At 52.3% G+C, this 15,803-nt stretch carries 13 protein-coding genes; all 13 read right to left on the bottom strand.

What is annotated here, in order from left to right:
* The gene (locus DW826_RS03460) at positions 1-2,109 is read right to left on the bottom strand and encodes a PTS transporter subunit IIABC (protein WP_181967978.1); all 2,109 of its coding nucleotides are present in this window, start codon (positions 2,107-2,109) and stop codon (positions 1-3) included.
* 115 nt (positions 2,110-2,224) lie between these two features.
* The gene (locus tag DW826_RS03455) at positions 2,225-3,379 is read right to left on the bottom strand and encodes a M23 family metallopeptidase (protein ID WP_117552033.1); all 1,155 of its coding nucleotides are present in this window, start codon (positions 3,377-3,379) and stop codon (positions 2,225-2,227) included.
* Positions 3,380-3,444: 65 nt separating this feature from the next.
* Complete coding sequence (locus tag DW826_RS03450) at positions 3,445-3,861, bottom strand: DUF3842 family protein (protein WP_117552032.1); 417 nt, start codon at positions 3,859-3,861, stop codon at positions 3,445-3,447.
* 48 nt (positions 3,862-3,909) lie between these two features.
* Entirely contained in the window at positions 3,910-4,824 is a 915-nt protein-coding gene (locus tag DW826_RS03445; protein WP_117552031.1) for a ketopantoate reductase family protein, read from the bottom strand.
* Positions 4,825-4,827: 3 nt separating this feature from the next.
* A complete protein-coding gene (locus DW826_RS03440) occupies positions 4,828-5,814 on the bottom strand; it encodes a TPM domain-containing protein (protein WP_117552030.1) in 987 nt (328 codons plus the stop codon).
* A complete protein-coding gene (locus tag DW826_RS03435; RefSeq protein ID WP_117552029.1) occupies positions 5,814-6,911 on the bottom strand; it encodes a TFIIB-type zinc ribbon-containing protein in 1,098 nt (365 codons plus the stop codon). The genes DW826_RS03440 and DW826_RS03435 overlap by 1 nt, the downstream gene beginning before the upstream one ends.
* 68 nt (positions 6,912-6,979) lie before the next feature.
* On the bottom strand, positions 6,980-8,302 hold the full coding sequence (locus tag DW826_RS03430; protein ID WP_117552028.1) for an SPFH domain-containing protein: 1,323 nt from the start codon (positions 8,300-8,302) through the stop codon (positions 6,980-6,982).
* Positions 8,303-8,392: 90 nt separating this feature from the next.
* Positions 8,393-9,226, bottom strand: a complete 834-nt coding sequence (locus DW826_RS03425) for a deoxyribonuclease IV (RefSeq protein WP_117552027.1) — start codon at positions 9,224-9,226, stop codon at positions 8,393-8,395.
* Between the two features lie 3 nt (positions 9,227-9,229).
* Positions 9,230-10,168, bottom strand: coding sequence for an ABC transporter permease (locus tag DW826_RS03420; RefSeq protein WP_117552026.1), 939 nt, complete (start codon positions 10,166-10,168; stop codon positions 9,230-9,232).
* On the bottom strand, positions 10,158-11,108 hold the full coding sequence (locus DW826_RS03415; RefSeq protein ID WP_117552025.1) for an ABC transporter ATP-binding protein: 951 nt from the start codon (positions 11,106-11,108) through the stop codon (positions 10,158-10,160). The genes DW826_RS03420 and DW826_RS03415 overlap by 11 nt, the downstream gene beginning before the upstream one ends.
* Positions 11,108-13,585, bottom strand: coding sequence for a hypothetical protein (locus tag DW826_RS03410; protein WP_117552024.1), 2,478 nt, complete (start codon positions 13,583-13,585; stop codon positions 11,108-11,110). The genes DW826_RS03415 and DW826_RS03410 overlap by 1 nt, the downstream gene beginning before the upstream one ends.
* 109 nt (positions 13,586-13,694) lie before the next feature.
* On the bottom strand, positions 13,695-14,831 hold the full coding sequence (locus DW826_RS03405; protein WP_117470607.1) for a HAMP domain-containing sensor histidine kinase: 1,137 nt from the start codon (positions 14,829-14,831) through the stop codon (positions 13,695-13,697).
* Positions 14,821-15,525, bottom strand: coding sequence for a response regulator transcription factor (locus DW826_RS03400; protein WP_117552023.1), 705 nt, complete (start codon positions 15,523-15,525; stop codon positions 14,821-14,823). The genes DW826_RS03405 and DW826_RS03400 overlap by 11 nt, the downstream gene beginning before the upstream one ends.
* Positions 15,526-15,803 lie beyond the last annotated feature (278 nt).

Here is a 15,803-nt window from a genome sequence, read left to right as displayed (position 1 = left end):
CTATTTTTCTTTATTATGCAGCTCTAAAAAAGGTTCCCCGCTCCGGATCTTTCCGCGCTTTAAAATATGAACTTCCAGGCAGTCCGGAAGATCTGTGAAAAGAACCGGGGATGCCAAAGATGGAACTTTATCTTTAATTTCCTGAATATCTGCCTTCAAAAGCTTATCCCCGGTCCGTACATGATCCCCATCGTGCACAAAAGCCTCAAAGCTATCTCCTGATAACGATACTGTATCGATTCCAACATGGATCAACATCTCATGTCCACCATCAGTCTGGAATCCGATTGCATGCTTTGTCGGGAATACAAATGTTACTGTCCCGTCCGCCGGTGCGTACACATATTCATCATCCGGAATTACCGCCGCACCGTCTCCCATCATTTTTCCGGCAAATGCTTCATCCGGGACTTCCGAAAGCGGGATTACGGTTCCTGTCATGGGACTTTTTATAAGTTCATGACTATCACCTTCATCACTTTCATCCCCGTACTTTTCCAGATACTCTTCCAGATCCGATTTGATGACCGACACCTGCGGACCATAGATGATCTGAACACCTTTTCCTTTTTTGATGACACCTGACGCCCCGGTCGCTTTTAATACGGACTCGTCTACTTTTTTCTCATCCTTTACGGTGCACCGAAGTCTCGTCGCACAGCAGTCCACATCCGTGATATTGTCCGGCCCGCCAAGCCCCTTAAGGATCTCCCCGGAACGTGTTCCCGTCTTCCCCGCAGATTTTTCCCTGCCGGCCTGTCCGGGACCAGTTCCTTTTCTCTCTTCCTTCCTCTGCTCCACATCGCTTCTCGTATAGAGCTTCGCCGCAGCCCCCACTTCCCGCCCCGGCGTCTTATAGTCAAGTTTCCGGATCAGAACCAGGAACACCGCACAGTACATGAGAAAATAGAAGACTCCGACCACAACGATCCAGAGCCACCCGGTCTTTTTGTTTCCTTGAAGGATTCCAAACAGAAACAGATCAATGAGCCCACCGGAGAATGTCATTCCGACTCCAACGTTGAGCATGTGCATCAGCATGTACGCCAGTCCTGCGAACACGCAGTGAATCCCGTAGAGAAGCGGCGCGGTAAAGAGGAATGTAAACTCCAGCGGCTCTGTGATCCCCGTGAGCATGGAGGTCAGTGCTGCGGAGAGGAGAAGTCCCGATACCTCCTTTTTCTTTTCCGGCAGCGCCGCCTGGTACATGGCCATGGCCGCTCCCGGAAGTCCGAAAATCATAAGCGGGAACTTTCCTGCCATAAACCTTGTGGCCTCCACGGAAAATCTCGTATTTCCTGGGTCCGCAAGCTCCGCGAAGAAGATGTTCTGGGCACCTTCCACGATTTTTCCGCCGATCTCCATGGTTCCGCCCACTGCGGTCTGCCAGAACGGGATATAAAACACATGGTGCAGGCCGAAGGGGATCAGGGCACGCTCCATGAAGCCGTAAAACCATGTTCCAGGATACCCGGAGCGGAGCACGAAGCCGCCGACTCCTGAGATCGCCGCCTGGACCGGAGGCCAGATAAAGTACATGAGAATTCCCACGAGGACATAGAACAGGGCACTCACGATGGGGACGAATCTTGTCCCGCCGAAGAAGGACAGCACCTGTGGGAGCTCGATCCTGTAATACCGGTTGTGGAGCCATGCGGTCCCAAGTCCCACCAGGATTCCGCCGAACACCCCCATCTGCAGGGACTGGATCCCCGCCACCATGGCACCGGCCCCCTCTTTTAAGGCATCCGTCCCACCGTTTACCGCGATCATCGCACCGATGGCCGCATGCATGACGAGAAAGGAGATGACCGCAGCCAGCGCAGCCACTTCCTTCTCCTTTTTTGCCATGCCGATGGCGATGCCCATGGCAAACAGGATAGGAAGGTTCGCGAACACGATATCCCCCGCCTGACTCATCACCGTGAACAATGCGTTCCAGAAGGTTCCCGGTCCCATGATCCGCGTGAGCCCGTACGTTTCAAGCATCGTGGTATTCGAGAAGGAACCGCCGATACCAAGTAATAGTCCCGCCACGGGCAGCAGTGCGATCGGCAGCATAAACGACCTCCCGATCCTCTGCAGGACGCCAAAGACCTGATCTTTCATGAATCTCACCCTTTCGTTTCTTTATTAAGAAAAAAGTTCCGGAAAGTGATACCGGAACTTTCTTACCTGGGTTATTATGGGGAGATTTCTGAAATTCTATCCATGTTTCCCGCCTTTAGTCAGTCGTTGGACCTTCACTCTCCTCCGGCTGTTCTAAATTTTCTGTACGTTCTGAGCTCTCTGGAATTCCGGGGTCCTTCATATTATAGACTCTCGTCCACTCTTTCGTCCCTTCCACCTTCACCGTCTCACTCTGGTTCATCCGCAGGAATTTCACGATCTCATAGCAGTTGATCCAGATCTCATTGTTTCCTTCTTTCTGTGACTCATCAAAAATGAGCTGGATTCCGAAGTGAAGGTGCGGTGTCGTGATATTGTTCGTGTTCTCCGTGGTGCTGTACCCGGTCCTGCCGAGATATCCGATCACATCGCCTGCCGTCACGATACTGCCCTCTTTTAAATTCGCCTGATACGGGTAGTTCTGGCGCAGGTGGGCGTAATAGTAATACCTCTTTTTATCGAAGCTTCGTATTCCGATCCGCCACCCCCCGTACTGGTTCCAGCCCAGAGCCTCCACATACCCGGATTCCACCGCGATCACCGGCGTCCCCACCTGTCCCATCATGTCATGACCCAGGTGCTTCCTCTTAAATCCGTAGGACCGGGACGCGCCGAAATCGTCAAAATCGCTGTAGGGAAAGTTTTTCGCGATCGGTGAGAACACCTTCAGGCCATATTTTCTGAGCCAGATCTTATCATTGCCGCTCTCCTGCTCAAAATATCCAACCATGCCATCCAGGACCGCCCCATATGCCTCACGGTAATAGGCATAATATTTCATGTCCTTTGCGATCTCCTCCATCGCTGACCCGGACTTCAGTTTCTCCACCACTGCGTCCAGATCTGTCTGCCGGAACCGCTCAAAATCTCCGCCATACTTCGCCCCGAGATATGCCAGCAGTTCCACCCAATTAAAATGCACCTCTTCCTGCACCGTCCCCATGTCCAGCCGGAACGCCTTCTCCATCACATCCGACGGAACATTAAATTCCACCCAGTGGATGTACTTCTTCTTCTGGCTGTCCCCCGCTTCCCCGGCTTTTCCAGACTCCCCAGCCTGACTGCCTTCACCGCTCTTCTCCATCACCGCATATGTATTCTCCGCTGCCGCTTTCCTGCTCTGAACGCACAGGGAAACCGTCAAAATAAAAAGGATCACCAGCTGTGCCCCGATCACTGCTGCCGATCCCGAATGCTCTTTTTTCCTCATGGCACACTCTCCTTCCCACATACATCCCAGTGTATGCGGACAGGCAGATAATTATGCCATGAAATCTATATTTCCCCACGGCGGATCTTCAAAACTTCCTCCACCGCAAGCTTCACATACTCCCCCATAGAAATATCCCTGCAGCCCACGACAAAGTGCTGGCAGCGGTTTACGGGGATCAGAACTTTTTTGGCTGGGCTCTGGCCAATGGCGACGGCCATTTTGGGCGTGATCTCACCCATGAGGGAATCAGCGATGACGATTCCCATGGGACCGACGATGATGTCGGCGGTGCGGCTTGTGACTACCGCCGGGTTCTCCCCTGTGGCGCCGGCATCCGCCCCCGATTTCAGCATTGCTGCTGTGGCAATGCTGTTCGTTCCGATCGCCAGGATCTCATCTTCCGGGCAAAGCTTCTTTAACTGTTCCACCAGGCCCTTGCCCATCTTTCCGCCCTGGCCGTCTATTACCATGATCGTCATGTGTTTCTTGGTCTCCTTTGTCTGAATGATAGCATTGACTCACCGCGTTCAATCCGAAGCGCCTTCTAATTCCTTCAGCTTCTCATATAAAAACGTATTCACAGGAAGAGAAAATCCCTCTTTCTTTGCGATCTTAAGCATCGTTCCCGCGAACAGGTCCACCTCCGTCGGGCGTCCTGCCAGAACATCCTGGCACATGGAGGTATGTCCCTCCGGGTTTAAGGTCGCAAGAAGCTCCAGCCAGTAATCGATGTCCGCCTCCGTAAGATCAATGTCCTGGGTGTCCGCCACACGGAGAACCTCCCGCATGGCCTCGATCATCATGGTACGCGCCTCTCCCTCTTTCTGGATCAGGCTGTATGGCGCACCGTAGACCGCTGTCACCTGATTCACACCGGTGTTTAACATGAGCTTGTTCCACTGTTCCCGAAGAATATCATCCGGAACCTTGTAGGCCAGCCCCGTCCGGTCAAAAAGCTCCGTCACCGCCTTCAGCTTCTCATCATGGCTCCTGTCCTTATTTCCGATGGTGATATAACCCATATTTTTGTAGGTGACCTCATTTCCGTCCTTTCCTGCGTCCATGCCCTGCACGCAGGCGTAGAGCACATGATCCGCGCCGTAGGCTTTCTCGATCATCTCCTCGCTGGAAATTCCATTGAGTACCGACAAGAACAGGGTATGTTCCCCGACAAACGGCTTCACGGTCTCAAGCGCGCTCTCCATTCCCATGAACTTCACCGCAAAGATAATGAGATCCGCCGTCACCGCCTCCGCCGGAGACCGGTAGGAAAATCCACAGGCTTCCCCGTTGCAGACCATATCCGCGCTCCGGTAGCGGTTTACGCGCCCCTCATCCGCGATAAAAAAGACATTCTCATTTCCCATCCGTTTTTTCAGATAATTTCCGTACATGACGCCGAGAGCGCCCTGTCCGATAATTCCGATCTTTTTGATCTCCATAACCTAAAACTTCCTTCCTCCGCCGCCGTGGCTGCTTCCTCCATAGCTGTGGGTGGATGATCTTCCGCCGCCGGAAAAGCTTCCTCCGCCTGACCCCGGTCTGTTATTCTTTTGTGTCTGGATCACCTGCTGGGTGATATAGGATGTCAGCAATGCATCTGCCAGGACATTTCCCATGGTGAACCGGCTGTCTCTCCGGTAAGAGAGTTTAAAGTTTGCGGCCATCCGCTTATCTTCCCCATGAAGACTGTAGCTGCGAAGCACCGTGGCCACTGCCGTTCCGCCGCAGGCCGCCGCCACACCGATGGCGATCAGGATCTCGTACCAGTCCAGATGATGGTAACGGCTGATCTTTCCCGTCTCCGTGTCATAGTTGTACTGATCTCTTGAAATTCCGTTGGAATAGCACTTTTCCGTATCCGTCAGAAACGCCGCCGCTGCCCCGTAATAATCGGCATCTGCCGCGTAATTATAAACATCGTCCAGAACATCATTGATGCGGCTGTCCGTCATGTAACGAATCATCTGTCCGTTTGTGGATATGTAGAGTTCCCTGTTATCCATATCGATAAGAAACAGGATTCCCGATTGGTCGGAACCGGTTCCGAAACCGCCTTCCATGTAAAATCCGTCCGCGAACACCTGGGCGGAGTCGGAATTCTCCTCGGTGGTGACGATGACTGCTTCCATCTTCATAGTATCTGAAAGGACCTGTGCCTGCTCAGAAAGCTGTTTTTCTTCCTCATCGGTAAACAGATCCGCCATGTCGTAGACATCCGCATAGCTCTCCGTTCCCTCTGCCATCTGATAGGCATCTTCTCCAGCTGCCGCAAAGGCGGTTCCTGCCAGAAGCACTCCAAGAGCACTCGCTGCAAAGACAGTTCTCGCCGCTGTCTTTACAGCATGAAAAACGTTTTCCACCGCACTTAACTTTCTTACGTTCTCCAGGCTGTTCCCTGCTGTTTTTCCATTTATCTGCTTTGTTTTCATTACAGGAACCACCCCCCGATCATCAGAATCGCCGCAACCGGCACAAAGATCTCCAGGAACAGTTTCACAAGTTTTCCCTTCGCCACCGGGAGCTTTCCGCAGATTTTCCCTGTCTGCCCGTTCATGGCAAAGTAGTAGAGCTCGTCTTTTCCCGCCTTATCCCGGTAGGTCAGGACCCACACCGGAAGCAGGGCGTAGTGCCATCTCGCGTCCCGGATATTTGTGTCGCTCTGGTCCACCCGCACTGCGGAATACTGCCCCATAACATCAGCTTTCAGCTGCTCCACCGTGTACTGTTTTACCTCGCTCTCCACCTCCGGGGTCAGGGACTCTTTCTCCATGTCCCGCTTCTCCGCCTGAAAACCGGAGAGGTATCCCATATCAAAGGGCTGGAGTTTTTCCATGTCAAAAGGCAGGACGCCTTCCACGAGAGCGCTGTTATTCTTCTTAAGCGCGTTTCTCGTGACATTCTTTACATCAAGCTGTCCCGCACGTTCCATCCGATATTTTTTATGCTCCGTGTAGCGGATATTTCCCGTCACCCAGGTCCGGTTTTTCTCACCTTCCGCCTGGATCCTTCCGTCGACCCTGCAACTGTACATCAGGTACGGGAAGTACACACCAGAAAACTTCTCGATCTGGTCCTTCGAGAAGAAGTCATCCGGGATATATTTTTTCTTCTTGATCCAGTCAAGGAATATCCCCGTTGCTTTCTTCTTATCCATGGCAAAGGGGATCACATAGTCCGGCAGGAATTCGCCGGAAAGCTTTCCTGAAAGCACTACCGGGTTGTGACAGTAGTAACAGAATGTTGCCGCCGTCGTTACGTCCGTCACGACCTCCGCGCCGCAGCTCGGGCAGATATAGACCAGGGCATCCTCGTTCTGCTTCGTGCTGCCCGCGTTATTATTCTGTGCTGTATCTGCCGCACTGCTTTCCTCCTGCGTGCCGCTGGTCTCCGTAGATTTTAACGCCGCAGCTTCCATCTCTTCCTTCGTAAATTCCGACATGCAGAACTCACAGCAGAACTTCTGCTTCTTCGGATCGAAGACTACCGAACCTCCGCAGTTGGGGCATTTATAACTTACAAGTGCCATTTCTTTTCCCCCTGTATCTGGCTTAAGCTCCCTATCTGCCCTAAAAGGCAGCCAGGGAGCTTACATTTTTACTGTCTCGGTTTTCCGCAGTTCGCGCAGAAGTTTCCTTTATTTTCCTGTCCGCAGGAGCAGGTCCAAACGGCATCCGGGCGTTTCTTTCCGCAGTTGGAACAGAAATTGCCTGTATTCTCCTGTCCGCAGCTGCAGGTCCAGGATCCGCTCTCCTCCGGTTTCTTCTTTCCGCAGTTGGAGCAGAAGTTTCCGGTATTTCCTTCCTGTCCGCAGGAACAGGTCCATCCGGATAACGGTGCCATCTTCGCCGGACCGCCCGATGCCTGCTGTGCTTGGTCTGCCATAGCAGGATTTCCCTGCTGTCCCTGTCCGGCTGCCATGTTAAACAACCCCTGGGTGTTGAATCCGCCGTTCTGCGCCGCCATATTCATTCCCGCGAAGGCCATCATCGGGCCTGTGGAAGTATTCTTCGCCGCGCTCTGCATCGCCTCAGCCTGCGCGCTGACTAAATGCGCCGCCGCCATTCCAGGATTTCTGAATGTGGCATTTCTCTGGAGTTCCTTGATCATCGCCTCGTCTTCCTCGGAGGCCTTCACGGAACTCACGCCGATCTTGCTCACAGTAATTCCGTATACATCGTCCCAACTGTCGGAAAGGATCTCACGGAGCGCGTTCGCAAGCTCCACCGTATGACCCGGAAGCGCGCTGTAGCGGACTCCCATCCCGGAGATTTTCGCGAAGGCCGGCTGCAGAGCTGTCAGAAGCTCGCTACGGAGCTGGGAATCGATCTTATCTCTCGTGTAATCTTCCTCGATATTTCCACAGATGTTCTTATAGAAGAGGATCGGATCCACCATTTTGTAGGAATATTCGCCGTGGCAGCGGATCGCGATGTCCACGTCGAGGCCGATATTCTGGTCCACAACACGGAACGGGACTGCGTTCGCTGTGCCGTACTTGTTTCCGACGATCTCCTTTGTGTTAAAGAAGTAGACTCTCTGGTCCCTCGCCGTGTCGCCGCCCATGGTGAAACGCTTTCCAAACTGCTTAAAGCTGTCCCCGATGCTCTTTCCAAGGTTTCCGTAGAAAATACTCGGCTCTGTGGAGGTATCATAAACGAACTCACCGGCCTCCGCACATACCTCGACGATAGCGCCCTGGTCAACGATCATCATGCACTGTCCCTCGTTGACTGCGATGATGGAGCCGTTGGAGATCAGGTTGTCGCTACCCTTTGTGTTATAGCTTCTCTTTGATTTCCGGTTCTCACCTTTCTTTACAAGAACGTCCGCCTCCATGGACGGGCAGTAAAAATACTCGCGCCACTGGTCTTCCAGCACACTCTTTAACGCGCCGGCACCAACTTTTAAAATACCCATATCCCGTTTCCTCCTTTTATCACTCACCGGTCGGATTCCTGGACAGCGGTTTTCGCCGCCTATACCCGCCGGTCCTGATTTTTCCGAAAATTATCCGATTCTATGATCTTTCAAGAACCTGATCTCCGCCGCATATCCCGGAAGCTCGTTCGGCGTCTCCAGACAGAATGGCAGATCCCTCAAAGCCGGATGGTTGATCACCCGCACAAGCGCCTCCGCGCCAATCTCGCCTTCCCCGATCCGCGCATGGCGGTCCTTTCTGGCTCCCCTGACATTCATGCTGTCATTTAAATGGACCGCTTTCAGGCGTTCAAGCCCCACAACACGGTCAAATTCCGCCAGCACTCCGTCGAGATCATTCACGATGTCATATCCGGCATCCCATACATGACAGGTATCCATACATACACCCATCTTATCAGAAAGTTCAACTCTGTCAAGAATTTCCCGAAGCTCCTCAAAACTTCTTCCGACCTCGCTGCCCTTTCCCGCCATGGTCTCCAGGAGCACCGTGGTGTGAAGCTCCGGCTTCAGGATCTCATTCAACATCTCCGCGATATAGGTGATTCCAACCTCCACACCCTGCTTCACATGGCTTCCCGGATGGAAATTGTAGAGGTTTCCGGGAACCGCCTCCATGCGCTCCAGGTCATCCGCCATGGTCCGCTTCGCGAAATCCCGGATTTTTTCATCCGCTGAGCAGCCGTTCAGTGTATATGGCGCATGGGCCACCAGAGTCCCCAGCCCCAGCTCCTCTTTTAGTTTCAGGAACGCTGCGATGTCCTCATGGTCTAACGGCTTCGCGCTTCCGCCCCTGGGATTTCTTGTAAAAAACTGAAACGTCGTCGCGCCGATCTTTTCCGCGTCCTTTCCCATGGCAAGGAATCCCTTCGCCGAGGAAAGATGGCATCCGATATAAAACATTGTCTATGACCTCCGTCCTGTTCCTGTGGGCTTTCCAAAGGAACCTGTTTTTTTCGATCTCTCCGGCTTTAAGAAAAATACCGCTCCCCAGGTAAAAAGCACAGAGAGCACCGCCTGGATCACCAGACTGCAGAATACCCAGTGGTTTGTGATAAAATTTCCGCCGTTGTCACCGAGGAAATGTGTGATCGTAAAGTTTCCGCCGCCACCTGCCACCTGATTCTCCAAAAGCTCCGCGAACATGATTGCCGGATTCAGGAGAAGAAGGTATACCGACGCTCCGGAGCTCGCCTTCGGGATCGTCTCCCCGGAATTGAGCGCCATCGTGCTGATCTCTGTCTCGGAGATCTTGAGGAGGAACACATTCAGCATGTATGTTCCAACGACAACAACTAACATGATCCCGTAAGTGATCACATTGGAGAATGTGGACCGCTTCATGAGGGAGGACGCGAAGATTCCGAGGCTTCCACAGTACAGCGCCCCCACCACATAGCTCACAAGAAGGATCATGAGATCCCCGGAGCTGATACTTCCATAGATAAAGGTCAGCATCAGGATCGGCAGACTCGATACCACTAAGATCATAAGCTGGGAGAACGCGGACATGAGCTTCCCGACAACGATCTCCACAGGACGGATCTTCGTGGTAAACATGAGTTCCAATGTGTGCCGCTCCCGCTCCCCGCTGATGCTGGCGGAGGTCAGAGCAGGCATGATAAACATCAGAAGCATAAATTCCAGCGCTGCCACAAAGGCGTAGAGCTGGAGAAAATTTTCATAGCGCACCGAGCCGCTGACCTTCACCTGGGCGATGCTCTGGTACATGTTTAAGAGTGCCACCACAGCCAGGATCCCGTTGAAGATCATGATGATGAACGGAATCCGGAAGCTTCTCGAACGTACCAGCATTTCCCTCTTATAGACCGGATTATTCTTCACTCGTCATCACCACCTTTTCCATATCATGATCCGTGATCTGCATGAAGATGCTCTCAAGGTCACCAGGCTCTCTCCAGAATCCGCAGATTCCAATATTGTGGGCCACAAGTTTTGCAAGCAGCATCGCCTCAGCGTCTTTTCCGCCGTGGAATCCCACGACGATATCGTTTCCCTCCACCGTGATGGTCTGGACCTCCGGCTCCGTTCGGAGAAACTTCACCGCTTCCCAGACATTCTCCACAACCTGGATCCGGATCGGGTTAGAGTCATTCACCTTCTTTAAGATCTCCCCCATGTTTCCCGATAGGACGACCTTTCCGGCATCGATGATCCCGATATCCGTACACATCTGGGCCAGCTCTGAGAGGATGTGGGAGCTGACCACGATGGTTTTTCCCTCTGCGCAGAGTTCCTTTAAAAGCTCCTTAAACTCGATCCTGGCTCTCGGATCCATGCCGGATGTGGGCTCGTCTAAAACAAGGAGCTTCGGATCGTGGATCATGGCCCGCGCCAGGCAGAGTCTCTGTTTCATTCCCCTGGACAGGCTGTCCACAAAGAATTCCTCTTTTCCCGCGAGTTTTACCTGTTCCAGAAGCTTTGTGCACCTCTCTCTCGCCACAAGGCCGGAGAGTCCGTAGCAGGAGGCGAAAAAGTCCATGTATTCCCAGACTTTTAAGTTGTCGTAAAGTCCGAATTCATCCGGCACATAGCCGAACTCACTTTTTACCTGCTCCCTGTAAAGGAACGCGTCCTTTCCGCCGATCATGACGGTTCCCTCATCTGCTTTCAGGAGTCCCGTGATAATGCGGATCGCCGTGGTCTTTCCGGCTCCGTTCGGTCCGACAAAGCCATAGAGCGCCCCCTCCTCCACTTTCATATCAAGCCCGGAGAGAGCCTCAAAATTTCCAAATTTTTTTTTCAGTCCCTGTATCTTCAACATCAGTTTTCCCTCCCCGTCACCATCAGGAGTGGAAGTGTCTGGCTCACTCCGGTTTCCGCATCGCTTCCGGCTGTGTAGCGGACCGTGATCTTTCCGTCGGCAGCGATATAATCTGCCAGCTCTTCCCTTGAGAAATCCTGTTTCCGGATATCCACCGGGTCATAGCTTCCTGTCTTTTCGTTGTAAAAACTCGTCTCCCCGGAGAATGGGCGGATATAGGAATTCTGGTTGCCCTGGAAAAAGTCGTCGGACACCGGAAGAAATGAGAATTTCTCGATCACAATGTCCGTTCCCGGGTCATATTCCACCACCACCGGGTCTGTCCCGTAGAGGATCATGGAATTTCCATAATTTGCCCCTATACCGGAGGTCACGGATGGTTCCCGGATCTGACCGCAGCGGTAGACCTCGCCATCTGTTCCCATGGCGCAGTCGATCTTCTGGGTGTAGAAGGTCCTTCCGTCCCAGTTTTTTCCGAAGAGATCGTCGTTTCCCTCATAACCTTCCGGGAGGAACGCGCCGAAGCGCACCTCGCCATTGTAGGACGAGTAGTAACGATCCGTAAAGTATCCGCTGAGGTTGGATTTCTGGACATTTTTAATGTACTCCTCATCGGAGTCTTCCTGACGATCCGGAGTTCCGGTCAGGGTGTCCGAAAGCATCCATGTCATGCCCAACGGCCATACCTTTAGCGGTTCCCGGTCAAATTCCAGACGCTGTCCTGGTTCCATGTTTCCAATGATCAGCACCTGGCCATAGAGATAGACTGCCGCGTTCTCAAGCGTCACAGGAAGCCTGTTCTCCACATACCCCGTGATCATCCCATCCGACACAGTAAAGTCCGCCTCCACATTTCCAGCCCTCAGGTCTTTCTGCCGCTCCAAAAGGAAAAATCTGGAATCGAAGGCCTTGGACTTCCGACTCCAAAGCACGGTCTGGTCTGCCTCTTTCCGGATCCCGATGGATGCCTGGCGCTTTTTCGGGTAGTCTTCCAGCTGGTTCATGTCGTAGCGGGCGCTCCTCGTAAGGGGTGTGACCCTGTAATCCGTCGGAAGATCCACGGTAAATCCGCTGCTGTCCGGAGTCCGGACGTTTAAGAAGGTCATCTCCCCCGCGCTGTCCCCGGATGCGTCCAGGATCGTCGCTGTCGTGCAGAATTCACTGGTGAATCTCGTCTTAAATCCCATGCCCCAGATCACGACACAGGAGGCCGCGGAAAAAATAAACACTGCAGTCCCGTAGTACCGGTTGATCCCACGCTTCTTTAAAAGAAGATACAGCCCGGGTCCCACGATCACCAGATATCCCGCAACGCTGATCCCGTAGATTGCGAGATTGGGGATCCGCTCCCCATTTCCCCCGCTGACGAGATTGTAGGCGTTCCAGTAATCAGCATCGCCGCCCTGGGAATAATAATAGATCGTATTCAGTTCATCCTCGTTAAAGATCTCACCGAGAAAATATGACGCGAAGGACGGGTTCTTTTTCGCAAAGCCGGAGAGATCGGACAGGCTTACCCCGTAGACACCGATGGTCCCCTTTCCGTACTTCATGGTCTTAAGAAGCGGCGTTCCATCCGTCACCATCCGCTCTTTGGCCCCGGAGATCACAGGTTCCGTGTAGGTCACGCGGACTTCCGAGTCCTCAGGACTGTTTTTCGTGTATTCCGTTCCCATGCCGACCAAGAGAACCTCCGGATCCCTTAAGCTGACCTTCGGCTCTGCCTCTCCCAGGATATCCAGGGTCTTATCCCTGTCTCTTCCCGTTCCGATAAGCAGTGTTCCGCCATTTTCCACCCATGTGAGGACGGCTTCTTTCTGGACATCGTTCAGTGTCCGGCAGTCATATCCGTTTATGAGGAGCACATTAAACATGGAAAATCCCCGGGAATCTTCCGGGAAGTCTTCCCCTGGGATCTCAACGACCCGTGTGGTGAGCATTCCATAATTCAGCCCAATCCCGTCAATCCATGAGAGACTTCCTGACTTGTTCTCCAGGACACCTGCAAACAGACGGCTTTCGTCCTTAGAAACGTCAAAATCCATGGAGGTCTCCCCCATGGTCTTCTTCTTCCCGTCTTTTAATGTCAGGTGGATCGTCCCGCTCTTCTGTCCTAAGGGGACATAGAACTCCATCGTCTTCGTCTCCGCCGGTCCCACCTCTACTTGGTACGAATACTCGTATTCCTCCGTGCCTTCATCGTTATCACTCTCCAAAGTAGAGACAGTAAGTGTGCCGGAAAACGGTGCCTCCGTCTGGCCGTAGATGCTGACCTTTATGGGCACAAAGCTTCCGGGCTTCGCATTTCTTCCGTAAACTGCCGTGATGTCCACCGCCACCGGCACAGAATTCTGCGAGCCGGACTCCATGTTTGTGCTGAAGCTGTCCTGGTCCTGGGCAAAGGCCGGGAATGCCCCCGCGGACAGGACCAGGGCCGCAAGACAGCCAAACAGCAGCTGTTTCTTTTTATTTCTCATACATTCTTCCTATCATTGATCAACGGGTATCCCTGTTCAGTATTCTCAGCCGCTTTTCTGCCGTCAGAGCAGGAAATATGCGTTTTTGCTGAACAGCTGTTATCTCTCTTTACTGGATCATACCAAAATTTTCTTTATTCACATCAAAATCCACCTTCAGCTTCACCGTGAACACCGTTCCGTTCAGGTCGCTGGCCACGGAGATCGTTCCGCCGTGCATGTCCACGATATTCTTCGCGATGGCAAGACCGAGACCCGTTCCACCTGTCTTTGAGGACCTCGACTGCTCTACCCGGTAGAACTTGTTGAAGATCAACGGCAGTTCCTCCGCCGGGATCACATAGCCATAGTTCGTGACAGACACCGTGACGATATCGTCTTTCGCGAATACCTGGATCAGGACCTTCTTTCCCTCGGCACCGTACTTGATGGCGTTGTTGATCAGATTATCAAAAAGTCTCGCCAGAAGGTTTCCGTCCGCCGTGATGATCTGGGACGGGACATTGCTCTTGAGCTCATAGGTCAGGTCCTTGTCCGCGAAGCTCGGATAAAATTCCTCCAAAAGCTGCCCTAAGAGCTTTACGATATCCACCTTTCCAACATTCATGGATATCTTTCCGTAATTCATCTTCGTGAATCCGAACAGGTCCTCAATGAGTTTTTCCAGACGCTTTGCCTTCACATAGGCGATATCGATATACTTTTTCTGCATATCCAGGCTGATGGCCGGTCCGGAAGACAGGAGTTCCAGATAACCGATAATGGAAGTCAACGGTGTCCTTAAGTCGTGAGCCACGTTCGTGATCAGCTCATTCTTCGTCCGCTCCGACTCTCGTTCCTTATCCATGAGCTTCCGGATATCCGCTTCCATCCGGTTCAGGTTCGATGCCATGGCGGAGAACTCGTTGTCCCCCACCACCTCGATCTGGGTGTTTAAGTCGCCCTCGGAGATATTCTGGATCGCCACCGCGATCTTCCCTATATACTTCATATTTTTCTTCTCGATCATGAGAAACGCCAGCGCAAAGATTCCGATTCCAACGATCACATAGAGGATCGTGGTGATCGTACCCATCTTAAAGATCTGCAGGATCAACAGATTCGCGTATCTGGTCTGGTCCAGGTACGCCAGAAGGAAGTTCATATTCATGATGAGGAACGCGTCCACCAGACATGCGATCAGGGCACTGTAACAGATGTTCACCGCGATCTGCCTGTAAAAGCTTCTGCTCCAATCATTTTTCAATTTTGTATCCTACCCCCCAGACCGTTGTGATGATCTTATCCTGTCTCGTGTCCTCTTTCATTTTTCCGCGGAGTCTCCGGATATGTACCATGACGGTGTTGTTTGCCTCGTATACTTTCTCGTTCCATACCTTCTCAAAGATCTCGTCGGTGCTGAACACCCGGCCGGGATTCGATGCCAGAAGGTACAGGATATCGAACTCGATGGGCGTCAGCTTGATCTCCTCTCCGTAGACAACGACCTTGTGGTTATCTTTATTGATGGAGAGGCCACGGATCGAGATCTCGTTCTTTGCCGCTTTTCCGGTGCTGCTGTTAGGGTTTAACTGGGTGTAGCGGCGGAGCTGGGATTTCACGCGGGCCGTGAGCTCCAGCGGGTTGAACGGCTTTACCACATAATCGTCCGCGCCGGTTCCCAGACCCAGGATCTTATCGAGATCCGTGGATTTTGCGCTCAGCATGATGATCGGAATGTTGTTGGTCTCGCGGATCTTCCTGCACATCTCAAGACCGTCCATTCCCGGCATCATGATGTCTAAGAGTACCAGATGGATATCCTCCTGATCCAGGATCTCCAGCCCCTCTTTCGCGTTATTTGCCTTAAATACCTTATATCCATCGCTGACCAGATAGATCTCTACAAGGTCCGCGATCTCTTTTTCATCATCCACTACCAGGATATTGATCTGCTCCATGATTTTTCCTCCTTTTAGACTTATTCCTAATATCCCTATCGTATCATATTTCGACCTTTTTTTCCTTACTTTTTTCTGAAAACTAATGAGTAATTGTTACAATTTTTTCCGTTCTCTGGAAGGTTTCCGAAAAACAGCGAACTTTGCTCAATAAATACCATGTCTCATGTATACACGCATTTAGGCTCATTATCTGTGTATAAAAGAGGCAGCAGAACTACTCTAAAAAGAATATGTCCCACTGCCTCATTTTAGATTTCATGTAACTGTTCAGTAGG

This window comes from Clostridium sp. AM34-11AC, from assembly GCF_003435375.1.
Classification (GTDB): domain Bacteria; phylum Bacillota; class Clostridia; order Lachnospirales; family Lachnospiraceae; genus Pilosibacter; species Pilosibacter fragilis.
Note: the sequence above shows the minus strand (reverse complement) of the source record. Positions and strands in the feature narration are given on the sequence as shown.